Source organism: Sphingomonas aquatilis (assembly GCF_014196115.1).
In the GTDB taxonomy this organism is placed as follows: domain Bacteria; phylum Pseudomonadota; class Alphaproteobacteria; order Sphingomonadales; family Sphingomonadaceae; genus Sphingomonas; species Sphingomonas aquatilis.
Genome location: NZ_JACIDB010000002.1, coordinates 538,070 through 563,838, shown reverse-complemented (window position 1 = coordinate 563,838; position 25,769 = coordinate 538,070). Strand labels below are relative to the sequence as shown.

General features: G+C 67.6%; 22 protein-coding genes and 1 tRNA gene. 8 read left to right on the top strand and 15 right to left on the bottom strand.

Translation table 11 applies throughout. The annotated features are described in order from the left end of the window. Positions 1 to 63: 63 nt before the first annotated feature. Both GGR47_RS08785 and GGR47_RS08780 read right to left on the bottom strand, forming a co-directional pair. Positions 64 to 888 carry a tyrosine-type recombinase/integrase gene (locus tag GGR47_RS08785; RefSeq protein ID WP_183949500.1) on the bottom strand — a complete coding sequence of 275 codons (825 nt, stop codon included), beginning with the start codon at positions 886 to 888 and terminating at the stop codon, positions 64 to 66. Between the two features lie 156 nt (positions 889 to 1,044). Next, a tRNA-Ser gene (locus tag GGR47_RS08780) sits at positions 1,045 to 1,135 on the bottom strand. A gap of 86 nt (positions 1,136 to 1,221) precedes the next feature. Between GGR47_RS08780 and GGR47_RS08775 the strand changes: the two genes are divergently transcribed. Continuing rightward, on the top strand, positions 1,222 to 2,076 hold the full coding sequence (locus tag GGR47_RS08775) for a peptidylprolyl isomerase (RefSeq protein WP_147036771.1): 855 nt from the start codon (positions 1,222 to 1,224) through the stop codon (positions 2,074 to 2,076). Between the two features lie 148 nt (positions 2,077 to 2,224). Here the strand turns inward: GGR47_RS08775 and GGR47_RS08770 are convergent, their stop codons facing one another. The 7 genes from GGR47_RS08770 to GGR47_RS08740 all read right to left on the bottom strand — a co-directional run bounded on the left by GGR47_RS08770 (position 2,225) and on the right by GGR47_RS08740 (position 11,949). After that, positions 2,225 to 2,812 carry an ABC-type transport auxiliary lipoprotein family protein gene (locus GGR47_RS08770; RefSeq protein WP_043061226.1) on the bottom strand — a complete coding sequence of 196 codons (588 nt, stop codon included), beginning with the start codon at positions 2,810 to 2,812 and terminating at the stop codon, positions 2,225 to 2,227. Between the two features lie 4 nt (positions 2,813 to 2,816). Then, entirely contained in the window at positions 2,817 to 3,779 is a 963-nt protein-coding gene (locus GGR47_RS08765; RefSeq protein ID WP_017979885.1) for an MlaD family protein, read from the bottom strand. Further along, on the bottom strand, positions 3,779 to 4,675 hold the full coding sequence (locus GGR47_RS08760; RefSeq protein ID WP_147036772.1) for an ABC transporter ATP-binding protein: 897 nt from the start codon (positions 4,673 to 4,675) through the stop codon (positions 3,779 to 3,781). Before GGR47_RS08760 ends, GGR47_RS08765 begins: the two co-directional genes overlap by 1 nt. Continuing rightward, on the bottom strand, positions 4,675 to 5,781 hold the full coding sequence (locus GGR47_RS08755) for an ABC transporter permease (RefSeq protein ID WP_017979887.1): 1,107 nt from the start codon (positions 5,779 to 5,781) through the stop codon (positions 4,675 to 4,677). The genes GGR47_RS08760 and GGR47_RS08755 overlap by 1 nt, the downstream gene beginning before the upstream one ends. 123 nt (positions 5,782 to 5,904) lie before the next feature. After that, positions 5,905 to 7,170 (bottom strand): DUF445 domain-containing protein, encoded by a 1,266-nt coding sequence (locus tag GGR47_RS08750; RefSeq protein ID WP_167509771.1) that lies wholly within the window; start codon positions 7,168 to 7,170, stop codon positions 5,905 to 5,907. Between the two features lie 380 nt (positions 7,171 to 7,550). Further along, positions 7,551 to 10,772, bottom strand: coding sequence for an efflux RND transporter permease subunit (locus GGR47_RS08745; RefSeq protein ID WP_017979889.1), 3,222 nt, complete (start codon positions 10,770 to 10,772; stop codon positions 7,551 to 7,553). A 1-nt stretch (position 10,773) separates the two neighbouring features. Continuing rightward, entirely contained in the window at positions 10,774 to 11,949 is a 1,176-nt protein-coding gene (locus GGR47_RS08740; protein WP_147036773.1) for an efflux RND transporter periplasmic adaptor subunit, read from the bottom strand. Positions 11,950 to 12,169: 220 nt separating this feature from the next. Here GGR47_RS08740 and GGR47_RS08735 point away from each other — a divergent pair, with 220 nt between their 5' ends. Beyond that, positions 12,170 to 12,904 carry an SIMPL domain-containing protein gene (locus tag GGR47_RS08735; protein WP_147036774.1) on the top strand — a complete coding sequence of 245 codons (735 nt, stop codon included), beginning with the start codon at positions 12,170 to 12,172 and terminating at the stop codon, positions 12,902 to 12,904. 282 nt (positions 12,905 to 13,186) lie between these two features. Here GGR47_RS08735 and GGR47_RS08730 read toward each other — a convergent pair whose 3' ends face one another. Then, the gene (locus GGR47_RS08730; protein ID WP_017979892.1) at positions 13,187 to 13,444 is read right to left on the bottom strand and encodes a GlsB/YeaQ/YmgE family stress response membrane protein; all 258 of its coding nucleotides are present in this window, start codon (positions 13,442 to 13,444) and stop codon (positions 13,187 to 13,189) included. A 98-nt stretch (positions 13,445 to 13,542) separates the two neighbouring features. Further along, the gene (gene sciP / locus GGR47_RS08725; protein ID WP_024310369.1) at positions 13,543 to 13,842 is read right to left on the bottom strand and encodes a CtrA inhibitor SciP; all 300 of its coding nucleotides are present in this window, start codon (positions 13,840 to 13,842) and stop codon (positions 13,543 to 13,545) included. 494 nt (positions 13,843 to 14,336) lie between these two features. Here sciP and mnmA point away from each other — a divergent pair, with 494 nt between their 5' ends. Together mnmA and GGR47_RS08715 are read left to right on the top strand one after the other, a co-directional pair. Next, positions 14,337 to 15,449 (top strand): tRNA 2-thiouridine(34) synthase MnmA, encoded by a 1,113-nt coding sequence (gene mnmA, locus GGR47_RS08720; protein WP_147036775.1) that lies wholly within the window; start codon positions 14,337 to 14,339, stop codon positions 15,447 to 15,449. After that, positions 15,446 to 15,700: a UvrB/UvrC motif-containing protein gene (locus tag GGR47_RS08715; protein WP_147036776.1), complete on the top strand. Its 255-nt coding sequence runs from the start codon at positions 15,446 to 15,448 to the stop codon at positions 15,698 to 15,700. The genes mnmA and GGR47_RS08715 overlap by 4 nt, the downstream gene beginning before the upstream one ends. 136 nt (positions 15,701 to 15,836) lie before the next feature. On the opposite strand, the gene GGR47_RS08710 is transcribed toward GGR47_RS08715, so the two are convergent. From GGR47_RS08710 to pdxH, 3 genes are read right to left on the bottom strand one after another with little or no spacing between them, the layout of a single operon-like run. Continuing rightward, a complete protein-coding gene (locus GGR47_RS08710; RefSeq protein WP_147036780.1) occupies positions 15,837 to 16,634 on the bottom strand; it encodes a PhzF family phenazine biosynthesis protein in 798 nt (265 codons plus the stop codon). Then, entirely contained in the window at positions 16,634 to 17,587 is a 954-nt protein-coding gene (locus GGR47_RS08705) for a cation diffusion facilitator family transporter (protein WP_147036777.1), read from the bottom strand. The genes GGR47_RS08710 and GGR47_RS08705 overlap by 1 nt, the downstream gene beginning before the upstream one ends. Beyond that, positions 17,584 to 18,162: a pyridoxamine 5'-phosphate oxidase gene (gene pdxH / locus GGR47_RS08700; RefSeq protein WP_147036778.1), complete on the bottom strand. Its 579-nt coding sequence runs from the start codon at positions 18,160 to 18,162 to the stop codon at positions 17,584 to 17,586. Before pdxH ends, GGR47_RS08705 begins: the two co-directional genes overlap by 4 nt. A gap of 234 nt (positions 18,163 to 18,396) precedes the next feature. Between pdxH and ku the strand changes: the two genes are divergently transcribed. The 4 genes from ku to GGR47_RS08680 all read left to right on the top strand — a co-directional run bounded on the left by ku (position 18,397) and on the right by GGR47_RS08680 (position 25,353). Continuing rightward, on the top strand, positions 18,397 to 19,272 hold the full coding sequence (gene ku, locus GGR47_RS08695; protein ID WP_147036662.1) for a non-homologous end joining protein Ku: 876 nt from the start codon (positions 18,397 to 18,399) through the stop codon (positions 19,270 to 19,272). Further along, entirely contained in the window at positions 19,265 to 21,757 is a 2,493-nt protein-coding gene (gene ligD / locus GGR47_RS08690; RefSeq protein WP_147036661.1) for a DNA ligase D, read from the top strand. The genes ku and ligD overlap by 8 nt, the downstream gene beginning before the upstream one ends. Before the next feature lie 231 nt (positions 21,758 to 21,988). Then, positions 21,989 to 24,463, top strand: a complete 2,475-nt coding sequence (locus tag GGR47_RS08685) for a circularly permuted type 2 ATP-grasp protein (RefSeq protein ID WP_147036660.1) — start codon at positions 21,989 to 21,991, stop codon at positions 24,461 to 24,463. 11 nt (positions 24,464 to 24,474) lie between these two features. Further along, on the top strand, positions 24,475 to 25,353 hold the full coding sequence (locus tag GGR47_RS08680; RefSeq protein ID WP_167509761.1) for a transglutaminase family protein: 879 nt from the start codon (positions 24,475 to 24,477) through the stop codon (positions 25,351 to 25,353). 131 nt (positions 25,354 to 25,484) lie between these two features. Here GGR47_RS08680 and GGR47_RS08675 read toward each other — a convergent pair whose 3' ends face one another. Next, on the bottom strand, positions 25,485 to 25,748 hold the full coding sequence (locus tag GGR47_RS08675; protein WP_147036658.1) for a hypothetical protein: 264 nt from the start codon (positions 25,746 to 25,748) through the stop codon (positions 25,485 to 25,487). Positions 25,749 to 25,769: the final 21 nt, after the last annotated feature.

Genomic DNA, 25,769 nt, shown 5'->3' with positions numbered 1-25,769 from the left:
ACCGCCAAGCGAACAGCCTAGACCACCGGGATGAGGGGTCCCTTTTCGACGCCGATCACCCCGCTACCGGGGTCCTTTTTCCACGCCGATCCACAAGTCAACGCCCTCGATCTCATCCCACACCACGCCGCGCACCATCCCCGGCCGACTCTGCGTGAGCGCGAGGAAGCGCGACGCCAGCTTCGTGATAGGCGAAGCGCCCGACGCCTCCGCATCGATCAACACCTGGCGCGCCTCGTCGGGATCGGTGATCGCCGGCTGCCGCCCCTTCTTCGGCAAGGGCTTGAGCGCGTTCATGATGCCGGCCGCCGGGTTGATCTCGACAACACCCTCGCTGATGAACAGATCGTAGACGGCCCCGATCCGCTGGCGCAGACGCCGCGCCGTCTCAATCGATCCGCGGGCCTCGACCTCGCGCAGGGTGGCCAGCACGTCGGGCGCTTTGATCCTCACCAGCGGGCGCGGGCCGAGCGACGGGAACACGTCGCGCTCCAGGCTGGTGATGACGTCGGCGGCGTGGACGGGCGCCCATCGGCCGCGCTGCATGTCCCACCACTGGCGGGCGCCCTGCTCGAAGGTCAGCAGCTGAGCTTCCGCCACGCGCGCCGCCTCGCGTTCGACCTCGGCGCGCTTGCGAGCGCCCGACGGGTCGAGTCCGTCGCGCAGCTGGCGCCGAACCTCGTCGCGGCGATCGCGCGCCTCGGACAGCTTCATGTCGGGGTACGGCCCGAACGTCAGCAGCTTCTCCTTGCCGCCGAGCGTGAACTTCATGCGGAAGGACTTGAGACCGCTGGGCGCAACGTACAGGTAGAGGCCGCCCGCGTCGGCCATTTTGTACGGCTTCTCGCGCGCCGCCGCCTTCTTCACCGCTGCATCGGTCAGTGCCATTGTACCCCACCTTCCGGGATCGATACCCCGGATTATGCCCCCGATACCCCAGCGCTTGGACGCCGATGATCGGGATTGATTGGGACTAGAATACCCCGCAAACCCGCAAGCATCCACGGGTTTTGGTATCGTTTGGGCTGCTCTGAAACAGGTAAATGGCGGAGCGGGAGGGATTCGAACCCTCGATACGCTTTTGGCGTATACTCACTTTCCAGGCGAGCGCCTTCGACCACTCGGCCACCGCTCCGCATGTCCTGGAAGGGGGCGCCTAGCCTGTCCGTCGGCGCGCTGCAAGTGATTGCGCGTGGCCGTGGGTTGCGTCAGTCTGGTGCCATGATGCTGAGCCTGCTTCTCGCCGCCGCGCCGCTTCAGGCAACGCCCCCCGCCCCGGCCGTAACGCCCGCCGATCCGATCGAGGCCGATTGGCGGACGATTCCCGATGACGAGCTGCTGGTGATGACGCTCGCCAGCGGCAAGCAGGTCATCATCCGGCTCGCGCCGCGGTTCGCTCCCGCGCATGTCGGCAATGTCCGCACGCTCGCGCACGCGCGCTGGTGGGACGACGCCAGCGTCTATCGCGTGCAGGAAAATTGGGTCGCGCAATGGGGCGATGCGAACGAGAAGAAGCCGCTGCCCGCCGGTGTGACCGATCGGCCGGCGGCAGAGTTCGAAATTGCCGCGTTCGACCCCGCGGTACGGATGACGCGGGCCGATCCCTATTCGACCGCCTCCGGGATCACCGCGGACGGCTGGCCGATCGCGACCAACGGGCGGCAGGCGTGGCTGACGCATTGCTATGGCATGGTCGGCGTCGCACGCGACGCCTTGCCCAGCACCGGGTCGGGGGCCGAGCTGTTCACCCCGATCGGCCAGTCGGCGCGGCGGCTGGACCGCAACTATACCGTCGTCGGGCGGATCGTTGAGGGGATGGGCTATCTGTCCGGCCTGCCGCGCAGCGATGCGCCGATGGGGGTCTATGCGACGCCGGGCGAACGCACCGGCATCGTGTCGGTACGGCTGGCGAGCGACATGCCGGCCGCCGAACGGCCGCACTTCCAATATCGTGCGGCGGACAATCCGCGCTTCGCCGCAGCGGTCGCCCGGCGCGAGAACCCCGACGCGCCGATGGTCAGCCTGGGCGGGGCAGCGGTGTGCGACGTCCTGCCGGCGGTGCGGCGGCGGCCCTAAGGGCCACGGACGTCAGGCTCGAGGCGACGCGCGCTGGGCCGCTACCGGGAAACCGCTGCCTTCGCTGGGATGCCGTTCGTGTGGTTCGGCAGGGCGACCCGCTCCTGCCAATGCCTCACACTACACCGAGGGCGATTGCCCCCCAGGATCAGTTCGCCGCGACCCAGGTCGCGACCTCACCAGCGACCCGATTGGCGGCGTTGCTGAGTGCGGGCCCGGCATTGGCCGCATCGATCGCGCCGATCGGCACGTGCGCCTCGAACCGGCGCTTGACGACATTGTCCTTGCCCGCCGGCGTCAACGCCGCGTCATAGACCACCACCGCCTCGCGCCGGGTCGCGTCGAGGCCGAAGCGGCGGAGTTCGCCCGCCAGCGTCGCGGAGGGATCGGCGATCGACTGGACCGACGACAGCACGACCATGTTGGTGCGCGCCGTGACGGTGTCCGCCAGCAACCGGGCAAACAGGCGCGCGGGCGGCTCGGCCCATTGCGCGTTCTTGACATAGGCGAGGCTGGTCGGCGTTTCTTCGACCGGCACGCGCGTCACCGCAATCGCAGCGGGCGTCGTCGGCACCTGGATCACGATCGAACGGGCGTTCGCCGAATTCTCGACCTTGCCAACCGCCGGCATCGCCGCCTCCTCCAGCGTCAGCAGAGAGGGCGGCGGCTTGGCACCGAAGCTGATGCAGCCGGCGAGCGGCAGGGCCGCGGCGAGAAGGAGAAGTCTGGTCTTCATGATCTCACTTGCCCTTGTAATCGGGGAGCTTCTGCTGGCCGATCAGCGATCCTGCCCCACCCTGATCGACCTTGTCGGCGATCGAGGACAGCGCGGTCGCGGTGACGCGCAGGTCGCGCACCAGACGGTTGGCTTCCGGAATCGTCTGCTTCGAAAAGGTCTGCAGTCCCGGCCGCGCATCCTGGATCGCCGAGTTGAGCGTTTCCGCGCTTTGCTTGGCCGCAGCGATCGTCTGGTTGAGGTTGGCAAGCGTCGGCTTGACGTCCTCCGCCAGCACGCCGTTCGTCGTATCGGCGAGCTTGCCGATCGACTGCGCGGCATCGCCCGCCTGCTGGATCGCGATGCGGGTCTGCGCCAGTGTCGCCGCAATCTCCGGCCCGCGATCCGCAAGCGCGTCGGTCAGGCGGTTGGTGTTGTCGAGGATGCCGGCGATCGACGCCTGATTGCGATCGGTGAGCAGGCCGGTCAGCCGCTCGGTCAGCGTCGACAGGCGCTCGAGCAACTGCGGCGCGCTGTTCAGGATCGCGCCGATGCCGCCTTGCTTGGTCGGGATCACGGGCACGCCATAGGGGCATTGCGTCGGATCGGGCCGTTCGGGGCAGACGATCGGCGGCGCACCCTTGCGCGCGCCGTCCAGCGCGACGGTGCTGGTGCCGGTGAAGCTGCCCTGGATCGTCGCGGTCGTGCCCTGCAGGATCGGCGTGTCCTCGTTGAGCGACACGCGCACGCGCACGAACTGGGGATCGGGCTTCCACAGCGCGATCTTCTTCACCTGCCCCGTGGGCACGCCAGAATAAGTGACGGTCGATCCCGTCGCCAATCCGTCGACGGATTGCTTGAAGAAGATGTCGTATTCGTGCGTCTTCGCGCCGCCAAGACGGGCGATCCAGACGGTGAAGATCGCCAGCACGGCGAGCAGGATCAGCACGACCGCGCCGACGATCACATGGTTGGAACGGGTTTCCATCAGTCGCTTCTCGCCTGTTCGGCCGGTTCGGTCGCTGCGGCGGGACTTGCCGCGAGTTGGTTGGTCTTCACGTCGGTGGGGTGATCGCGCGCATTCGCCTCTTGCGTGGCGATCGCGGCGCGGCCGCGCGGACCCTTGAAATATTCCTGGATCCAGGGGTGATCGAGCGCGAGCAGCTCGTCGATCGTGCCGACCGCGATCACCTTCTTGTCCGCCAGCACCGCAACGCGGTCGCAGATCGCGTACAGCGTATCGAGATCGTGGGTGATCAGGAACACGGTCAGCCCCAGCGTCTTCTGAAGCGATTGGGTCAGATCGTCGAACGCCGCGGCGCCGATCGGGTCGAGGCCCGCCGTCGGTTCGTCGAGGAACAGCAGTTCGGGATCGAGCGCCAGCGCCCGCGCAAGGCCGGCGCGCTTCTTCATGCCACCCGACAGCTCGGCCGGATATTTGGGCCCGGCATCGGGCTTCAGGCCGGTCATCACGACCTTGTACGCGGCGATTTCCGCCATCAGCGCGGGGTTCAGGTCGCGATAGAATTCGCGCAGCGGCACCTGGACATTCTCCGCGACCGTCAGCGTGGAGAAGAGCGCGCCGCCCTGGAACAGCACGCCCCAGCGCTTGCGGATATTCGTGGCCTCGGTTTCCTCGCGGCCGATCGTCGGTTCGCCGAAGACGGTGATCTCGCCTTCGACGGGCGTCTGCAGGCCGATGATGGAGCGCATCAGCACCGACTTGCCGGTGCCCGATCCGCCGACCACGCCCAGAATCTCGCCGCGCCGCACATCGAGGTCGAGCCCGTCGTGGATCACCGAATCGCCGAACGCATTCTTCAGGCCACGGACCTGGATGACGTGCTCGCCATCGTCACCGGGGGCGGTGTTGCGCTGCGCCATCAGTTCCACCCCACCCAGGTGAAAAACACCGCGAAGAAGGCGTCGAGCACGATGACGAGGAAGATCGCCTGCACCACCGCCGACGTGGTGCGCAGGCCGACCTGTTCCGCGTCCGATTCGACCAGCATGCCCTGGAAACAACCGGCGATGGCGATGATCGCGCCGAAGACGGGCGCCTTGATCAGGCCGATATACAGATCGGTGATCGGCACGACTTCGCGGATACGCTGGATGAAGGTCACCGGCGGAATGTCGAGCGACGCCCAAGCCAGCAGGCAGCCGCCGATGATCGCGATCAGCGACGAATAGAAGCCGAGCAGCGGCATCAGCAACACCGCCGCGATCGTGCGCGGCAGCACCAGGGCCTCCATCGGCGAAACACCAATCGTGCGCATCGCGTCGATCTCTTCGGTCAGCTTCATCGTGCCGAGCTGCGCCGCGAAGGCCGATCCCGAGCGACCCGCCACCATGATCGCAGTCATCAGCACGCCAAGTTCGCGCAAGGTCAGGCGCCCGACGAGGTTGATCGTGAACACCTCCGCACCGAATTGCCGGAGCTGCACCGCGCCCTGTTGCGCGATGACGATGCCGATCAGGAAACTCATCAGCCCGACGATCGCCAGCGCCTGCACGCCGACCACTTCGAATCGGTGAACCGTCGCGTTGAAGCGGAAGCGGCTGGGGTGGCGCACGACGTTGACGAACGCGATCGTCGTCGCGCCCAGGAAGCCGAGCAGACCGTACAGCGTGCGGAAGGTGATGACGACCGCATCCCCCATCTCGCCCAGCAGGCGGACGAAGGCGTTGGACGGGCGCTGCGGCAGCGCGACCGGCTGGTCGGCGGCGACGACATGGTCGAGCAGGTAACGCCCGCCCTCGTCCAAGCCGTCGATTTCGGCGTCATGACGGGCGGCAAAGCGGTGGATCACCCAGGCGCCGACCGTATCGATCCGCCCGACATCGCTGAGGTCGATGCGAGAAACCGGCCCCGCGACGCCATCGAGTCGTTCGGGCAGCGTACCGATGGTACGCAGCAGCAGATCGCCGGAAAAGCGCAGCGTTCCGCCGCTATCCTGCTGGAAGTCCGGTGAGCCGCTCATCGCCATGGCTTGTGCGGCAAGTTGCCCTAAACGGCAAGGCGTTTCGCAGATGCGACGGCCCACGGCGGGACGGTTGGCGTGTTCAGGTCAGGTTCGATCGGTCACGACACGCGCAACGGGCCGCCCAAGTCAGAGCAGAACATCGACGCTATGGATGACGAGGCCGACGAGCCCGCCCACCAGCGTCCCATTGATGCGGATGTATTGCAGGTCGCGGCCGACGGCGTTTTCCAGGCGGCTGGTGATCGTGCGGGTATCCCAGCCGCGGACGGTTTGCGACACGAGCGCGACGATGCCCTCGCCATAATCCGCGGCGATGCCCACGACGGTACGGCGGACGAAGCGATTGATCGTACGGGCGAGGCGCGGATCGCTGGTCAGCGTTTGCCCGAGCTGACGCAGCAGGTCGCCGATTTGGCCCTGCATCGCGCCTTCGGGGTCGCGGGCGATGCGCAACAAGCCGGAACGCGCCGATTCCCACAGGCCGTCCATCCAGCGCTGCATCGCGGGATTGGCGATCAGCTCGACCTTCATCGCCTCCACCTTCGCCTGCGTGTCGGGATCGAATTGCAGGTCCCAGGCGAGCCGATCGAGCCCCTCCTCGACCTTCAGGCGCAGCGGATGCTGCGGGTCTTCGGCCATATCGACGATCAGCCGGTCGAGCCCGTCGATCAACTTGTCCGCGACGGTTTCGTCGAGCCCCGTCCAGCGCAGGATCGATCCCGCACGGTCATGGACCATCTGGCGGATCAGATGTTCGTTGGCGGCCAGCGCCTTGGCGCTCCAGCGGATCGCGCCGTCGAGCAGTGGGGCATGGCGATTGTCGGCGACCGTGGCGGTGAGGATGCGGCCGAGGATCGGCGACACGTCGGTCTCGCGCAGTCGCGCGGCGATCCCCGCCTTCACCATGCCGCCCAGCCGCTGTGGATCGAGGCCGTCGAGCACCTGCGCCACCAGCTTCGATGCACCCTGGCGGAACCGCCCCCCCGCCCCTTCCGGCGGATCGGTCAGCCAACGGGCGATCGCTGTCGCGACATCGACGCGGCGCATCTGGCGGGCGATAATGGCGGGCAACAGGAAGTTGGTGCGCAGGAAGGTCGCGAGCGTGTCGCCGATCCGGTCCTTGTTGCGCGGCACGATCGCCGTATGCGGGATCGGCAGCCCCAGCGGGTGGCGGAACAGCGCGGTCACCGCAAACCAGTCGGCCAGGCCGCCGACCATCGCCGCCTCGCTGAACGCCTGCACGAACCCCGCCCAGGGATAGAGGGGCGCATAATGCCGGCTGACGAGGAAGATCGCAGCCATCGCCAACAGCAATCCACCCGCGATCCGCCGCATCCTGACGAGGGCTGGCGGGGCCGCCTCGCCGGCGCGGATACGGGGAACGGACGTCATCGGCGAAACAATCCCCGAAAGCTGGGGAAGTTCAAGAGGCGTGATGGATGAGGGATGCGGTGGTCATGGCGTCGTCTGCCGTCCGACGTCATTGCCGCTGCCCCTACTTCGCGCCGCCTTTCCGTCACGCCCTACTTCGTCATTCCCGCGAAGGCGGGAATCCAGACGCGCTACCCTTGCGAAAGAGTCGCCACCTTAGCGGTTATGGATTCCCGCCTTCGCGGGAATGACGGAAGAAAAGGAGCCCTCTCCGTCATCCCGCCGAACGCCGGGATCCATAGAGGCATTGGCCTGACGACGGCGCGGATCGCCGATGGCGCGCGGTCCATGGATCCCGGCGTGCGCCGGGATGACGGAGGACGGCGCGACCAGCCGCCCCCTTACTCCGCCGGCTGGTCCCCATGGCCCAGCCGCCCGGGCACCGGCCCCAGCGTCGGCGTGTCCGGCCCCGCGATGCCGACCACCGTGCTGCCGTCGTCGCCGGGACGGTAGGTGAGCAGGCGCCGACCCAACCGCGGGCCGACATAGCGCTCCACCCCCACCGCCAGGCTGAACGCCGCGGGGACGATCACCAGCGTCAGGATGGTCGACAGGATCAGGCCGCCGATCACGACGATGCCCATCGGTGCGCGCCACGATCCGTCGCCGCCGATCGACAGCGCCGTCGGGATCATGCCCGCGACCATCGCGACCGTCGTCATCACGATCGGCTGCGCACGCTTGTGCCCGGCGTCGATGATCGCGGTGAGCGTGTCGACGCCCTTGTTCATCTCCTCGAGTGCGAAGTCGATCAGAAGGATCGAGTTCTTGGCGACGATGCCGAGCAGCATCAGCAGGCCGATGAACACCGGCAGCGACAGCGGATTGCCGGTCGCCCACAAAGCGATCAGGCCGCCCAGCGGTGCCAGCAGCAGCGACGCCATGTTGACGAACGGCGGCAGCGCCCGGCGGTACAGCAACACCAGCACTGCGAACACGAGGAACGTGCCCGAAATCACCGCGACGACGAAGTTCTGCAGCATCTCCGCCTGCCACTTCGCCTGCCCCAGCGTCAGCTTGTTCACGCCGATCGGCAGGTTCTTCATGATCGGCAGATTGTCGATCTGCTTCTGCGCGACGCCGGAGACGATACCGGGCGCAAGGTCCGCGCCCACCGCGATGCGGCGCTGCTGGTTGACGCGATCGATCTGCGTCGGTCCCGACCCCAGGCTGATATCGGCGATCAGGCTGAGCGGCACCGATCCGCCCGTCTGCGTCGCGACCGGCAGGTTCTGGATCGTCGACAGCTCGGTCCGCGCACCCTGGTCGAGCGCGACGCGGATCGGCACCTGGCGATCGGCCAGGCTGAAGCGCGCCGAATTCTGGTCGATGTCACCCAGGGTCGCGATGCGGATCGCGCTGGACAGGGCCTGCGTCGTCACGCCCAGATTGGCGGCGAGGTCGAAGCGGGGCTTGATGATGATCTCGGGCCGCTGGAGGTTGCCCGAGATGCGCGGCTGCGTGATCGTCCCCAGCTTCGCCATCTGGTCGACCAAAGTGTTCGCGGTCTTCTGCAGCAGTTCGGGATCGTCGCTGCCGAGCACGACGGTCATGTCACGGCCCGACGAGCCCCAGCCGAACTGGGAGCGGAAGCCGACACGCGCGTCGGGGATCTTGGCCAGTTCGGGCGCAAGCTTGCGTTCGAATTCCGTGCTGGTGACCTTGCGGTCGTCGCGCAGCGTCGCCGTCACGCGGCCATTGGCGACCGATCCGTTCGATCCCGTGCGCGCGTAGACTGACTGCACCTCCGGCTGGCGACGGAGCAGGTCGGCGACACGCGTCACCACCGCGTCGGTCTGCGCGAGCGTGGTGCCCGGCACCATCTCGATCGTCGCAGTCGAATCGTCATTGTCCTGCGGCGGCGAGAATTGCATCGGGATGACGGTGAACATGAACAGCGTCGCGACGAATGCGGCGACGCCCAGGCCCATCACCCACATGCGATGGTCGCGCCAGCGGCTGGTGACGCGGTGATAGCTGCCCCGCGCAGCGCTCGCCTTTTGCCGCGTGCTGTCCAGCGTCCAGCGCAGGACCGCCATATAGGCGTCCATGAGCCTGCCCTCGCCGTGGCTCGCGTGGCCGAAGCTCTTGAGGAAATAGGCCGCGATCATCGGCGTGATGAGGCGCGCGACGGCGAGGCTCATCAGCACCGACACGACGACGGTCAGGCCGAAGTTCTGGAAATACTGGCCGGAAATGCCCGGCATCAGGCTGACCGGCATGAACACCGCGACGATCGACATCGTCGTCGCCAGAACCGCGAGGCCGATCTCGTCCGCCGCATCGATCGACGCCTGATAGGCCGATTTGCCCATGCGCATGTGGCGGACGATATTTTCGATCTCGACGATCGCGTCATCGACCAGCACGCCCGCGACGAGGCTGAGACCGAGCAGCGTCATCTGATTGAGGTTGAAGCCCAGCAGCTCCATGAACCAGAAGGTCGGGATCGCCGACAGCGGAATCGCCAGCGCCGAGATCAAAGTCGCGCGCCAGTCGCGCAGGAACAGCAGCACGACCAGCACCGCCAGCACCGCGCCCTCGATCATCGCATGGATCGCGGACTTGTACTGCGCCTCGGTATATTTCACGCTGTTCGAGCGCAGCACGAAATGGACGCTCGGGTTGCGCTTTTCGAGCGCTTGCAGCTTCTTCACCGCCTCGTTGAAGACGCTGACGTCAGAGGCCCCCTTGGCGCGCTGGAAATCGAAGCTGATCGCCTGACGCCCGTCGACCGCGGCGCGGCTACGCTGTTCGGCATAGAGATCCCGGACCGTCGCGATGTCCGCAAGGCGGATGGTGCGGCCGTCACCGACGCTGATCCGCGTTTGCGCGAGATCATTGGCGTTGCGCGCATTGCCGAGCACGCGGACCGACTGTTCGGACCCGGCGATCTCGGCGCGGCCACCGGCGGCGTTGAGGTTGATCTGCCTGAGCTGCGCGTTGACCTGCGCCGCGGTGAGGCCCTGTGCCTGCAGCTTCAGCGGATCGAGGATGACGCGGATTTCGCGGCTGACGCCGCCGTTGCGGTTGACCGCGGCCATGCCGGGCACCGACAGCAATTCCTTGGCGACCGTGTTGTCGATGTACCAGCTGAGCTGTTCGACCGTCATGTCGCTGGCAATCGCCGAATAGCTGGCGAGGTCGTTGTCCGTCGTGTCCGCGCGGAAGATCTGCGGTTCCAGGATACCTTCGGGCAGGTTGCTGCGGATCTGCGCGATCTTGTCGCGCGTGTCGTTGACGGCGCGGTCGATCGGCGTGCCGATCGCGAGCTGGACGACGGTGGTCGACTGGCCCTCGGTCACGGTCGAGGTGATTTCGTCGATACCTTGCAGCGACCGCACCGCCGATTCGACGCGGTTGGTGACCTGGTTTTCGAGCTCCGTCGGTGCTGCGCCGGGCTGACTGATAACGACGATGACGACCGGGAAATCGATGTCGGGGTCGTTGTTCACGTCCATCCGCATGAAGCTGACGATGCCCGCCAGAGTCAGCGCGATGAACAGGACGATCGGCGGAACGGGGTTCCGGATCGCCCAGGCGGAGATGTTGCGAAAGCTCATGTCAGCTCGCCTTTCCCACGACCGGCTTCACCTTCTGGCCCGGGACGAGGAAGCCGCCCGCCGCCCGCACCACGCGCTCGCTACCGTCCAAGCCTGAGGTGATCGTCACGCCTGCATCCGACACCTGGCCGATCTTGACGTTGCGGCGTTCGACCTTGTCGTCCTTGCCGACGATATAAACGAAGCTGCCTTTGTCGTCGCTCTGGATCGCCGAATCGGGGAGCAGCGGCGCGATCGCCGCGCCGCCGACGATCGTCGCCGAGGCGAAGCCGCCCGGCCGCAGCGCCGGATCATAGGGCAGCGCGACGCGGGCGATGCCCTGCCGCGTCTGCGTGTCGATGACCGGCGACACCTGCCACACTTCGCCGGCGAAGCTGCGATCGCTGCCGACCGGCGTCACCTGCGCCCGCGCGCCGGTGTGGAGCGTCGCGAGATCGGCTTCGGACAGCTGCGCGCGCATTTCGATCTGGCCGCCCTGCGCCATGCGGAACAGCACGCCCGATCCGGCGCTGACGATCTGGCCGGGTTCGGCCTGGCGCGTCAGGACGAGGCCAGCGGCGGGCGCACGGATGTCGAGGCGGCCGTTGCGCGCCTGCGCCTCGCGCAAGCCGGCGGCGGCCACCTGCACGCGCGCGGCGGCGGCGTCGCGCGTGGCGGCCTTGCGCTGGAGATCGGCCTTGGAAATGAAGCCGCGGTCGACCAGCTGCTGGGCGCGGTCGAGCTCGGCCTGGGCGATCGTCTGGTCGGATCGGGCGACCGCGACCTGCGCGGCCAGGCTCTGCGCGGTCTGCGTCTGCACCGAACGGTCGACGGTGGCGAGCACCTGTCCCGCATTCACCCACTGCCCCGGCTCGACCAGCACGCGGGTGATCATGCCGCCCTCGCCCGCGACGCCGACCGGCATTTCGCGCCGCGCGGCCAGCGTACCGGTGGCGTTGATCGTGCGATCCACCGTCTTGCGACCCGGCACCACATAGGTGACGGCGGGCATCTGCTCGGTCTTCTTGCCGGCGTTGGGATCGGCCTTCTTGTGACCGAACATGACATAGGCGAGCACGCCGAGGAGCGCGATCACGATCACGGTGATGACGACCGTCCGTCCGCGGCCCGACGGCGCCGGTTCCCCCGGCAGCGCCATCCGCTCTTCGTGACCGATCGACCCGTTATATTCGTTCATGCCCGTCCCATCCCCGTCCCGGCTTACGTCCGGCCTGTACCCGTCGCACTGTGTTATCGGAATATATCACCGCACTCAAGCCCTGGTCGCGACGATGGGCGGCACGGTCGCCGCGTCATGCCGCAAGCCATTGATCTACGCAACGGATCGACGTCGTTCAGCAACGGTTGACCTTATCGGCGGCAAAGACCGCCCCACACGCAACAACGGGAGTCTTGCGATGAAATATTGGACCGCGCTGGCCGGAGCCGCCGCCGGATTGGTGACGATGACGGTCGCCGCACACGCGCAGAGCCTGCCGACCACGGTCGAGCCACTGGTGCCCGCGCAGGGCACGATCCTCGACATCCAGGCGGAAGGCCGCACCACGCGCGTGCCCGACATTGCGACCATCCGTGCCGGCGTCGTGTCGCAGGCACCGACCGCCGCCGCCGCGCTGTCCGACAATGCGCAGCGCATGGCGCGCGTGATGGCGGGCCTGAAGCGCGCGGGCATCGCGCCCCGCGACATCGCCACGTCGAACGTCGGCCTCAATCCGCAATATCGCTATACCGACGGCCAGCCGCCGGCGATCACCGGCTATCAGGCGACCAACACGGTCAGCGTCCGCTTCCGCGACGTCGCGCGCGCGGGCACCGTGCTCGATACTTTGGTGGCCGAAGGCGCGAACCAGATCGAGGGCCCCAATCTCTCGATCGACAAGCCCGATGCCGCGCTGGACGAAGCCCGCGCCGATGCGGTGAAGCGCGCTCGCGCGCGCGCCGATCTATACGCATCCGCGGCCGGCATGCGCGTGGTGCGCGTCATCTCGATTGCCGAAGCAGGCCAGAACGACGGCGGATCGCCGGTCGTGCCGATGATGGTCCGCGCGATGAAGGCGGATGCCGCCACTGAGATCGCACCGGGCGAGAAGGACGTCACCGTCACGCTGTCGGTGCGCTACCTGTTGCAGTGAGGTGAAGCGGGGGGCGACAGCTTGCACTGCCGCCCCCCATCATTCCGCGCACATCGGATGAGGGAGTAGTGGCATCACACGCCATCGCTGACCCGTTCGCCCTGAGCTTGTCGAAGGGCGGGACGCTTCAGGCGGCACGCTCACGGCAAAGTGCCCTTCGACAAGCTCAGGGCGAACGGTATCGGGGCGATCCGGTGGGGCGTTCCCGCCTCACACACATAGAAAAAGGCCGCCCGGTTGCCCGGACGGCCCTTTCTTCAACCTTCGAGGGGGAAGCGGCGCTTAGCGCACGCTGCCACGACGCACGAGGTTCACGATCCCGAGCAGGATCACCGCACCCAGCAGCGACACCAGGAACGAGGTAACGTTAAGCGGCGCATTGTTGATCGAACCGCCCGAGATGATCAGGCCGCCGATGAAGGCGCCAACGATACCGACGACGATGTTCAGGAAAATGCCCTGCTGCGCGTCGGTGCGCATGATGATGCTGGCGAGCCAACCGATGACACCGCCGATGATGAGCCAAAGAATGATACCCATAAGTCCCTCCGTTTATCGCCCGGCGTGGGCTCTGGCGGAAAGACTCATGAGGCCGGATAAATGTTCCGCACGCGTTTCGGTCTAGCGTACGATATCGCTCAATATTTCTGCTGGCGCTCGTACAACGACTTATAGTGCTGGATGCGCGTGACGCGCAGGCCCGGCATGCCCGACCGGTCGATCGCGCGCTGCCAGCCGGCGAATTCCTCGACGGTCAGGCCGTAGCGCGTGCAGACCTCGTCCACCGTCAGCAGCCCGCCGTTCACCGCGGCGACCACCTCTGCCTTGCGGCGTACCACCCAGCGCGTCGTCGACGGCGGCGGCAGCGTATCGAGCGTCAGCGATTCGCCGAGCGGGCCGATGACCTTGGCGGGGCGGATTTTCTGATTTTCAATCATCATTCAACCTCGATCGGGGCGGGGGGCCCCCTCTCTGAAAGCAGCACTGTCCTTAGCGACACGGTCTTGAAGATCGGCTGAAACGCCGAGGTAAACGCCGTCTTCATGTTCGGAAGCATCGCCGGTCCCGGCACCGGTCAACGTCCGCAGCAGCATCGCCACCGCGCCGTTGAAGGCACAGTCGAGCGGGTGCAGCAGCCGTGAGCGATGTCCCGTCCGGCCGCTCCGCATGTCGGAACGGAGCGCCGGTGGCACACCCTGCCGCGTCGCCACATCCGCCACGGCCGCGGACAGATCGCGGGGAAGCCGGCTGACTTCGCTACGTCTGTCGAAACCGGGAAAGCTGAGATCCAACGCGGCTGCACTCGTGTTACTCACTAAGGAGACACGGCTTTATCCCCGTTCGGGTGAAGGTCGGGTAAAGCCCGGCGCAAGAATATGTGAACCATCCTTACTTTGCGGTTCCACCGCCATCGGCGTATGGGAAGACCGTTATGGACGACACGGATTTCCAGCTGCCCGCCCCCCTGTCCGCGCGGCGCATCGTCGTCGCCATGTCGGGCGGCGTCGACAGTTCGGTGGTGGCGGCGCTCGCCGCGCGCACCGGCGCCGAGACGATCGGCGTGACCTTGCAGCTTTACGATCATGGCGAGGCGACGGGGCGCTCGGGCAGCTGCTGCGCGGGCCGCGATATTCGCGACGCACGCGCGGTGTGCGACCGGCTGGGCATCGCGCATTACGTCTTCGACCATGAAAGCCGATTCCGCGAGACGGTGGTCGATACCTTCGCCGACGCCTATCTCGCCGGCCAGACGCCGATCCCCTGCGTCCAGTGCAACACCGGCCCCAAATTCACCGACCTGCTCGCTTTGGCGCGCGATCTCGGTGCGGACTGCCTTGCGACCGGCCATTATGTCCGTCGCGTCGAGGGGGCCGGGGGCGCCGAGTTGCATCGCGGCGCCGATCCCGCGCGCGACCAGAGCTATTTCCTGTTCGCGACGACGCAGGAGCAGCTCGATTATCTGCGCTTTCCGCTGGGCGGCCTGCCCAAGGCGCGGGTGCGCGAGATCGCGGCGGAGATGGGCCTTTCGGTCGCTGGCAAACCGGACAGCCAGGACATCTGCTTCGTCCCCGACGGCGATTATGCCGGGCTTGTCCGCAAGCTGCGGCCCGAGGCGGACACGGCAGGCGATATCGTCGACCTCAACGGCGCGAAACTCGGCACCCATCGCGGCATCATCCACTTCACCGTCGGCCAGCGCCGCGGTCTCGAGATCGGCGGCAGCCCGGAGCCGCTCTATGTCGTGCGCGTCGATGCCGCGAGCCGGCAGGTCGTCGTCGGCCCCCGCGCGGCGTTGGCGGTGGCGGCGGCGCGGCTGAGCGGGGTGAACTGGATCGGCGGCGACCATGACGGGCCGCTCACCGCCAAGGTGCGCTCGATGGCCAAGCCAGTGCCGGCGCGACTGGCGGGTGACCGCTTGCTGTTCGATGCCCCCGAATATGGCGTCGCGCCGGGCCAGGCGGCGGTGCTTTACGCCGGCGACCGGGTACTCGGAGGCGGCTGGATCGCAGCAACCGAGGCCGCAGCCCTCGCGGCGGCGGCATGACCGTTTCGATCGCGGCGCTGCAAGAGGAGATGGAGGCAGCGGCGGAAGCGCTCGATTTCGCGCGCGCCGCGGAATTGCGCGACCGCATCAGCCTGCTGCGCGCTGGCGGCGAAGACGCGGACCCCGCCGGCCTGACACGCCAGCAGCCCGGCGCGATGGGCCTCGGCACGAGTCGCCAGCAGGTCGAGCCGCCGGCGGGATGGGTGAAGCCGAAGAAGCCCGATCCGATGACCAAGGGGCGGAAGCGGTAGGCCGCCTCCCCCAATCATCGTCATTCCCGCGCAGGCGGGAATCCAGAACCGCTAACGGTGCGGCTCTTTCGGGAGGTCCGCGCGTCTGGATTCCCGCCTCCGCGGGAATGACGTTGGTTATGAAACGGGAACCACCCTACGGCAGCAGGAACGTCCCCTCGATAACCGTCACGCAGGCCCCGCCCAGCACCACCCGGTCGCCCTCCAACGCGCAGGACAGCAGCCCGCCGCGCTTGCTCGCCTGATACGCCGTGAAGCGATCCTGCCCCAGCGTCTGCGCCCAATAAGGCACGACCACCGCATGCGCCGCGCCGGTCACCGGGTCTTCGGAAATGTCGTAATAGGGCGTGAAGGCGCGGCTGACGATGTCGGTCGTCTGTCCCCGCGCGGTGACGATCGCGACGATCGGGCCCTCTGCGGTCAACGCGCGATCGTCCGGGCGGACGGCGCGCACCGCTGCCTCGTCGGCGAGCACGACCACGGCATAGCCCTTGTCGTGCCACAGCGTCTCGACCGGGTCGGTCACGCCCAGCGCCGCGACGACGCCATCCAGCGGCTTCGCGCTCGGCCCCCATGCCGGCAGCGCCAAGCGATAGCGGTCGCCATCGCGCGCCACTTCCAGAATGCCCGCCTGCCGCGTCGCGAAGCGCACCCGCGTCAGCGCCGCATCCGATGACAGCACGAAATGCCCGCTCGCCAGCGTCGCATGGCCGCACAGCGCCACCTCGGCGGCGGGGGTGAACCAGCGCAGATCGAAATCGGCGTCCTCGCCATCATGCGGCACGATGAAGGCCGTCTCGCTGAGGTTGTTCTCGCTCGCGATCTGCTGGAGCACGTCATCGGCCAGCCACACGGCGAGCGGCATCACCGCCGCCGGATTGCCGCCGAACGCGCTCTCCGCAAAGGCATCGATCTGGGCGAAGGGGATGCGCATCAATAGCCGACCCGCTTGCCGAACCAGTGCGGCGTCACGTCGGCCTCGACCAGCGGATTGTCGGTATCGACATGCCCTTCGGGATCGAGGTGGATCAGCACCTCCACCTTCGGGAACATCTGCCTGAGGTTGCGCTCGACGCCCTCGACGATGTCATGCGCGGCGCCGACCGTCAGGTTGCGATCGACCTCCATGTGGAATTGCGCGAAGTCGTGGCTGCCCGACCGGCGCGTGCGGAAATCGTGGATGCCCTTGAGGCCCGGCTGGCGTGCGGCGACGTCGAGGAAGGCGGCGCGCTGATCCTCGGGCCATTCCTTGTCCATCAGCTGGTCGATCGCGTTGGACGACGCCTGGAACGCCCCCCAGGCGAGCCACAGCGCGATCGCGATGCCGAAGATCGGGTCCGCCTTGTGCCAGCCCAGATACTGGTCGACCACCAGCGCCAGGATCACCGATCCGTTGAGCAGCACGTCGGACTGGTAATGGACGTTGTCCGCCATGATCGCGACCGAACCCGTCGATCGGATGATACGGCGTTGATACCAGAGCAGCACGATCGTCGCGATGATCGCGATCAGCGACACGCCGATGCCGAATTCCGCGTCCGCCGTCGGGCCGTTTTCGCCCAGCGCGGTGATCGCGCGCCACGCGATGCCCGCCGCCGATGCGGTGATCAGCGCGACCTGGAACAAGGCCGCCAGCGCCTCCGCCTTGCCATGGCCGAAGCGGTGGTCGTGATCCGCCGGCGTCGCCGCGAGCCGCACGCCGTACAGCGTCACGAGGCTGGCGAGCAGATCGAGCGCGGTATCGGCCAGGCTGCCGAGCATCGCGACCGATCCGGTGTGCCAGGCCGCGAAGCTTTTCAGCGCCAGCAGGAAGCAGGCCATGCTGACGCTGGCGAGCGCGGCACGGGTCGCCAGCGGCAGGAAACGGCGTTGTTCGTCGCGCGTCATGGGAACAGCAATCCTTCGGTCCAGCCCGTGTCGGTCCGCGTGAACAGGCGGCGTTCGTGCAGGCGATGCGCGCGATCCTGCCAGAATTCGATCGCCTGCGGCGTCACGCGATAGCCGCCCCAATGCGGCGGCCGCGGCACGTCCCCACCCTCAAACCGGGCCTGCATTTCGGCGAAGCGCGCCTCGAACGTCTCACGCGTATCGAGGGGCCGCGACTGGTCCGATGCCCAGGCGCCAAGCTGCGAATCGCGGCCGCGCGACGCGAAATACGCATCCGACTCGGCGTCCGTCGCCTGGGTCACCGCGCCCTCGATGCGAATCTGCCGGCGCAGCGACTTCCAGTGGAACAGCAGCGCCGCCTTGGGCACCGCCGCCAGATCACCCGCCTTGCGGCTTTCACGATTGGTGTAGAAGACGAAGCCGTCGAGGCCATGCCCTTTCAGCAGCACCATGCGCACCGACGGCTGCCCGGCGGCGTCGACGGTGGCGAGCGCCATCGCATTGGGGTCATTGGGTTCGCTGTCTTTCGCCTCGGCATACCAGGCATCGAACAGCGCGAAGGGATTGTCGGCCATGGCCGGCCCCTTAGCGGAAAATGGCCGCAAACAAAAATCCTCCCCCGCCAGGGGGGAGGTGGCAGCGCAGCTGACGGAGGGGGAGGGCAGCGGTGTCCTATAAATGACGTGCGCCGTTCGCCTCCCCCTCCGTCACGCCTTCGCCGCGCCACCTCCCCCTGGCGGGGGAGGAATTGGCGGGAACGACTCTTTCTCCCGTGAATTGAATCGCTTCCGCAACGGAAAGCCCTCGCAATGCCCGCACGTGCCTATTGGCAAGGACAGATCCGGCTCGCGCTGGTGTCGATACCGGTCGAAATCTATTCGGCGACGAAAAGCGGCGCGAGCGTCGCCTTCAAGCAGATCCACGAACCCAGCGGCAAGCCGATCCATTACGAGAAGGTCGTCACCGGCGTCGGCCCCGTCGACACCGACGAGATCATGAAGGGCTATGAGGTGTCGAAGGGCGAGTTCGTGCTGCTGGAGCAGGACGAGATCGACGCGGTGAAGCTCGAATCGAAGAAGACGCTGGAGCTGACCCAGTTCGTCGACGCCGACGAAATTCCCGTCCTCTATTACGAAAAACCCTATTTCGTCGTGCCCGCCGACGATCTGGCCGAAGAGGCGTTCATCGTGCTGCGCGAGGCGCTGCGGCGGACGAAGAAGGTGGGCCTCGGCCAGCTGGCGATGCGCGGGCGCGAATATGTCGTCAGCCTGAAGCCATGTGGCCGGGGCATGGTGCTGGAAACGCTGCGCTACGCCGACGAGGTGAACAAGGCACAGAGCTATTTCCGCGAGATCCCCGACGCCAAGCCCGACAGCGAATTGCTCGACCTTGCCGAGGCGCTGATCGACAAGAAGAGCGCTGCCTTCGATCCGCAGGAATTTCACGACCGCTACGTCGATGCGCTGAAGGTTCTGATCGCGCGCAAGCGCAAGACCAAGGGCAAGGTGATCGAGGAGGTCGACGACGGCACACCCGCCAAGAGCAGCAACGTCGTCGATCTGATGGCGGCGCTAAAGAAGTCGATGGAGAAATCGGGCGGGTCGGCAGCCAAGGCCGCGCCGGCGAAAAAGCCCGCCGCGAAGAAGGCCCCCGCCAAACGCGCCCCGGCGAAGAAGCGTGCCTGAGACCGACCCGCTCGCCCGCTACAATGCCAAGCGCGATTTCGCGAAGACGGCGGAGCCGGCGGGTACGCTCGCGCCGGGCAACGGCAACAGCTTCATCGTCCAGAAGCATGACGCCACCCGCCTCCATTGGGACTTCCGCCTCGAAGCAGACGGCGTCCTTAAAAGCTGGGCGGTGACGCGCGGCCCCAGCCTCGATCCCGACGAAAAGCGGCTCGCGGTGCGGACCGAGGACCATCCTTTGTCGTATGCGACGTTCGAAGGAACGATCCCCGAAGGCGAATATGGTGGCGGCACGGTGATGCTGTGGGACCGCGGCACCTGGGCGCCGGTCGCGGGCAAGTCCGCCAAGGACATTGAGAAGGGCCATCTCCACTTCGTCCTCGATGGCGAGCGGATGAAGGGCGAATGGCTGCTGATCCGCCTGAAACCGCGCGGCAAGGAAAAGCGCGAGAATTGGCTGTTGCGCAAGATCGACGACCCTTACGCCGGCGGGACGGACACGTTGGTCGAGGAAGGCCTCACCAGCGTCGCAACCGGCCGCACGATGGCGGAGATCGCCGACGGTAAGTCCTCTCCTGCTCCGCAGGGGAGGGGAACCGCCCGCGCAGCGGGTGGTGGAGGGGCAGCCCCGCGCGCGACGCGTGCGAAAAAGGGCAAGAAGGCCAAACTCCCCGCCTTCCAGAACCCCCAGCTCTGTACCTTGGTCGACAGCGTACCCACCGGCGCCGGCTGGCTGCACGAGATGAAGTACGACGGCTATCGCGCCCTCGTCGCCGTCGCGGATGGGTCGGCCAAGGTCTACACCCGCAACGGCCTCGACTGGACGGACAAGTTTGGGGGGATAGCAGAGGCCGCCGCCGCCCTCCCCGTGTCCTCCGCGCTGATCGACGGCGAGATCGTCGCGTTCAAGGACGGCAAGCCCGATTTCTCGACGCTGAAGGACGCGATCGGTGCCGGCGGCGCGATGACGCTATTCGCCTTCGATCTGCTGTCGCTCGACGGCGAGGATGTGACCGGCCTGACGACGGTCGAGCGCAAGGAGCGGCTGCGCGTCATCGTCGGCGAAGACGGACGCTTGCAATTCTCGGAACATGTCCTGGGCTCGGGCGAGCAATTGTTCGATGCGATGTGCCGCGAGGGGATGGAGGGCGTCGTGTCGAAGCGCGCCGACGCGCCCTATACCGGCGGCCGCAACCGCACGTGGCTGAAGGCGAAATGCACGCGTCGCCAGGAATTCGTCATCCTCGGCTGGGTGCCGTCCGACAAGCGGCGGGGGTTCAAGTCACTGCTGCTCGGCGTGCGCGAGGGCGGCGACTGGCGCTACACCGGCAAGGTCGGCACCGGCTTCGATACCGCGACGATGGACGATCTGGCCGAACGCCTTGCGACGCTCAAGACGGACGCACCACCGGTCGACGCGACCGCACTGAAGCCCTTCCGGGCCGCCGTCCGCGGCGCGCGCTGGGTTCGCCCCGAATTGGTCGCGGAGATCGCCTTTGCCGAGACGACGCCCGATGGCCTGCTGCGCCACGCGAGCTTCCTGGGCCTGCGCGGCGACAAACCCGCCGACACGGTCGTCGCGGAAGTGCCTGAACCCGCCCCCGACCAGGGCGACACGCCGGAAATCCACGTCAAAGTCAGCAATCGCGACCGCGTGATCTTCCCCGAAAGCAACGTCACCAAGGGTGAGCTCGCCGATTATTATGCGGCGCTCAGCCCGATCATGCTGCCCTGGGTCGCCCGCCGCCCGCTCAGCCTGGTCCGCTGCCCGCAGGGCCGCGCCAAGCAGTGCTTCTTCCAAAAGCACGACGCAGGCAGTTTCGGCGAACACGTCCACCATGTCGACGTGCGCGAAAAGGACGGCAGCGTCGAACCCTACCTCTACGTCGACAGCGCCGACGGTCTGGTCGCCTGCGTACAGATGGGCAGCATCGAATTCCACGGCTGGGGCAGCCACGTCGACGCGATCGAGATGCCCGACCGACTGGTAATCGATCTCGACCCCGACGAGGGCCTGGGCTTCGCGGACACCAAGGCGGCCGCCGATCACGTCCGCGCGCAGCTCGCCGAGATCGGCCTCGTCAGCTTCCCGTTGCTGTCGGGCGGTAAGGGTGTCCATGTCGTCGTGCCGCTCACGCCCCAGGCGGAATGGCCAGCCGTGAAAGATTTCGCCGACCGCTTCGCGCGCGCGCTGGCCGCGGCGGAGCCGGACCGCTTCGTCGCGGTCGCGACCAAGGCGAAGCGCAAGGGCCGCATCTTCATCGACTATCTGCGCAACCAGCGTGGCAGCACCGCGATCATGCCCTATTCGGCGCGGGCCCGGGCCGGCGCACCGGTGTCGGCGCCCGTGTCGTGGACCGAGTTGCGCGACATCGACACGGCGGCGCGCTGGACCGTATGCGACGCGGACGAACTGCTGAAGCGCGCGACGTCGCGGGCGCTGGCCGGCTGGGGCGTGGCGGATCAGGTGCTGCCGGACGTGTGAGGCGTCCAATTCCTCCCCCGCCAGGGGGAGGTGGCACCGCGAAGCGGTGACGGAGGGGGAGGATACGGCTTACCTGTCGAGTGCGGAACCGCCCCCTCCACCATTCGCTTCGCGAACGGTCCCCCTCCCCCGGCGTTGCCGAGGGAGGACGTGACGGCACATCCCTGTTGCATCCGCCCCAGCATGTGTAGACGGTGCGCCGCACCAAAGGCGGGGGACGAACGGACAGCGATGGCGACGCAGGCGGCGCCCATATTCGATGCCGAGACGCATGCCCGGCGCTGGATCGCCGACTATTGCGCGCGCACGCGCGGCGGCGACGTGCTGTGCGACAGCGGCGATCCTGCCTGGGCGGCGATGTTCGCCGAACTCGCCAGCGTCGCCTCCGACGATCTCGACCATGTCCGCGAACGCGTGCGCCGCCACGCGGCCGACATCGGCACCGGCTTTCGCATCATCGGCGAGGCGGACGAGCGCCCCTGGCCGGTCAGTCCGGTGCCGCTGCTGATCGAGGCAGACGAATGGGCCGGCATCGCCCGCGGCGTCACGCAGCGCGCCGAGTTGATGGAGACGGTGATCGCCGATCTCTACGGCCCGCAGCGCCTGGTCGAGCGCGGGCTGATCCCGGCGGCGCTCGTTACCGGCAGCCCCTATTTCCTGCGGCCGATGGTGGGGCTGGATCCGCCCGGCGGCAAGCACCTGCACTTCATCGCGATCGACCTTGGCCGCGGGCCGACCGGCGAATGGCGCGTGCTCGCCGATCACCTGCGCGCGCCAGCGGGTGCCGGCTATGCGCTCGAGAACCGGCTGGCGGTAAGCCGCACGCTCGGCGGATTGCAGGCGCGGCTCAACGTGCAGCGGCATGCGCCCTTCTTTGCCGCCTTCCGCGCCGGTATCGCCGCCATGTGCCGCCGGGCCGACCCACGCATCGGCCTGCTGACGCCGGGGCGGTACAACCCCAGCTATCCCGAACAGGCGCATCTCGCGCGCTATCTCGGCCTGCTGCTGGTCGAGGGCGCGGACCTCGCCGCGCTCGAAAACCAGCTCTACGTCCGCACCATCGCGGGCCTCAAGCGCATCGACGCGCTCTGGCGACGGGTCGATCCGCGCATGCTCGATCCGCTGGCGTTCGATTCGCACTCGCAGATCGGCGTCGCCGGGCTCATCGACGCCTATGCCGCGGGCAATGTCGTGCTGTCGAACGCGCCGGGCGCGGGCGTGCTGGAGGCGCCGGCGTTCGGCGCCTTCCTGCCGCAGCTCGCGACGCGGTTGCTGGGCGAGAGCCTGCATCTGCCCAACATCGCGACCTGGTGGTGCGGCCAGCCGACCGAGCGTGCGCGCGTCGCCGAAGACCTCGATCGCATGTTGATCGGCACTGCCTTCGGTCCCGCCCCGCTCGGGTTGCCGCAGGGCCGCACCGTGCATGGCGGCGAGCTGGACGACGACGCCAGGGCGATGCTCCTCGCCGACATGGACCGGCGCCCGCAGGATTACGTCGGGCAGGAGATCGTGCGCCTGTCGACCATGCCCGTCGTCATCGGCGATACGCTGGAACCGCGCCCCTTCACGCTGCGCGTCTTCTCAGCGCGCGACGCGAGCGGCGGCTGGACGGTCATGCCCGGCGGTTTCGCCCGCATCGGCGAGGCGACCGACCCACGCGCCAGCGTGCTGGGCGAAGGTCTGTGGTCCGCCGACGTCTGCGTCCATGGTGCCGAGGCGGTGGAGCCCGTCTCCCTGTTGCCCGCCCCCGATTCGCACAACGTCCGCCGCAACCCCGGCACGCTGCCCAGCCGCGTCGCCGACAATGTCTATTGGCTCGGCCGTTATTTGGAGCGCGGCGAGGCGCTGCTCGCGGCGATCCGCGTGATGCTGGGCCATTCGATCGCGGCGGACGGCGGGGCGGCCTTGTCCGACGCCACCGTCGCCAAGCTGGTCGGATTGATCGCGGGCAATGGTGCGGCGCCCCACCCCGACTCGATGCGCCGCGGCGACCTCACTGCCTTCGCGCGCACCGCGATGGAGGATGAGGCCTGGCATTCGGTCGCGAAGATCAACCGCCTGGCCCGCGGCATCGGCGAAGGATCGCGTGACCGCCTGTCCGCCGATATGATGCGGCTGCTCGAAGCACCCTTCCCCACCCACCGCGGCATGCTCGACCGGGCGGGCTCGCTACAGCGCCGCTATGCCGCGATCCTCGGCCTGTCGGCGGAGCATATGGGGCGCACCGCGGCCTGGCGCTTCCACGACATCGGCCGGCGTATCGAACGCGCCATCGCGATGACGCGCGCGCTGCGGCTGTTCGGCATGCCCGGCGCGACCGCGGACGATCTGTCGACCCTGCTCGACCTCGCCGACAGCCAGATCAGCTATCGCCAGCGGTATCTGACCGGGATCGCGCGCGTCCCCGTCGTCGATCTCGTCGCGCTCGATCCCGGCAACCCGCGCAGCCTCGCCTACCAGGCCGAGCGCATTACCCAGCGGCTCGCCGATCTGCCGGTCCTGAGCGACGACGGCATGCCCGAACCGCAGCAAAGCCACGCCGCCGCGCTCGCCGCGACGCTGGCGATGACCGATGCGGCAGCGATCGACGCCGATGCGCTGGGCGATATCGAGCGGCGCCTTGCGCAATTGTCCGACGCGATCGCGCGCCGCTACTTCCTGCAAGGTGCCGAGCCGCTGCGCGCCGTCGGGCTTACCCTGGCATGATCACGCACCCGATGCGCTACGACGTCCGCCACGTCACCCGTTTCGACTATGGCGGCAACGTCAAGTTTGCGCGCTGCAACCTGCGGCTGAAGCCGATCGACTGGCCGGGGCAGGTGCTGGAGGATTACAACCTGACCGTCGAGCCCGCCGGTCGGACGAGCACCGGCCTTGCCGAAGCGGGCCTTGCTCATGTCACGCGACTGGTGGTCGATACGCCGGTGCGCAGCCTGACGATCGAAAGCGTCGCGCGCCTGACGGTCGACCGACTAGTGCCGGTGCCCGCCGCCGCCGACCCGACGCTGGGCGAGATCGCCGCGCTGGCCCTCGCCAGCCGCGATTTGTCGGCGGCGGGACCGGCGAATTACCTGTTCCCCTCACCACTCATTCCGCTCGACCGCGACATCGCGGCCTATTGCGCCGAAGACCTTGCGCCCGACCGCGGTAGCCTGGAGGCAGGGATCGCGCTCGCCCGCCGCATCCAGCGTGATTTCGCCTTCGATCCGCACGCGACGCTGGTCGATACGCCGCCGCGCGAGGCGTTCCGGCAGCGCAAGGGTGTGTGCCAGGACTTCGCGCAGATCATGATCACCGGCCTGCGCGCCGCCGGCCTGCCCGCGGCCTATGCCAGCGGCTATATCCGCACCATCCCACCGGAGGGGCAGCCGCGGCTGGTCGGCGCCGATGCGACGCATGCCTGGGTGCTGTTGTGGTGCGGCCCGGTGCGCGGTTGGGTCGGGCTTGATCCCACCAACGGCATCTGGATGGCGGGCGACCATATCGTCATGGCCGTCGGCCGCGATTATGCCGAGATCGCGCCGGTCGATGGTGTGGTGCTGGGCTCGCAGGCGCAAAGCATGTCGGTCAGCGTGGACGTGGCGCCGCTCGCCTGACCCCTAGTTCGTCATCCCGGCGAACGCCGGGATCCATGGACAGGAAGCCGCCGACGTTGCGCGCGCCATCGGCCTCATCGCGACCATGGATCCCGGCGTTCGCCGGGATGACGAAGGTTAGGGAGCCGAGACTACTTCGTCACCGCATTCGTGTTCCCGACATCCTCGTCCGTATCCCCATCACCCGTGCCGGAATAATCCATTCCGCTCTGCCCACCATGACCCAGGAAGCCACCACCGACCCCGTCACGGTCTTTCGCGTCCTTGCCCGTATGCGGATTGGGATAGGCGCCGCCGTTGCTTTCACTCGCGGATTTGCCGCCCGGCGCCTCGACGCCGTCGTTCGATCCGCCGCGATCCGTGCTCATCGCCTGCGTGGGCTGTGTGTCGGTCATCGTCACTCTCCTCGATGACCC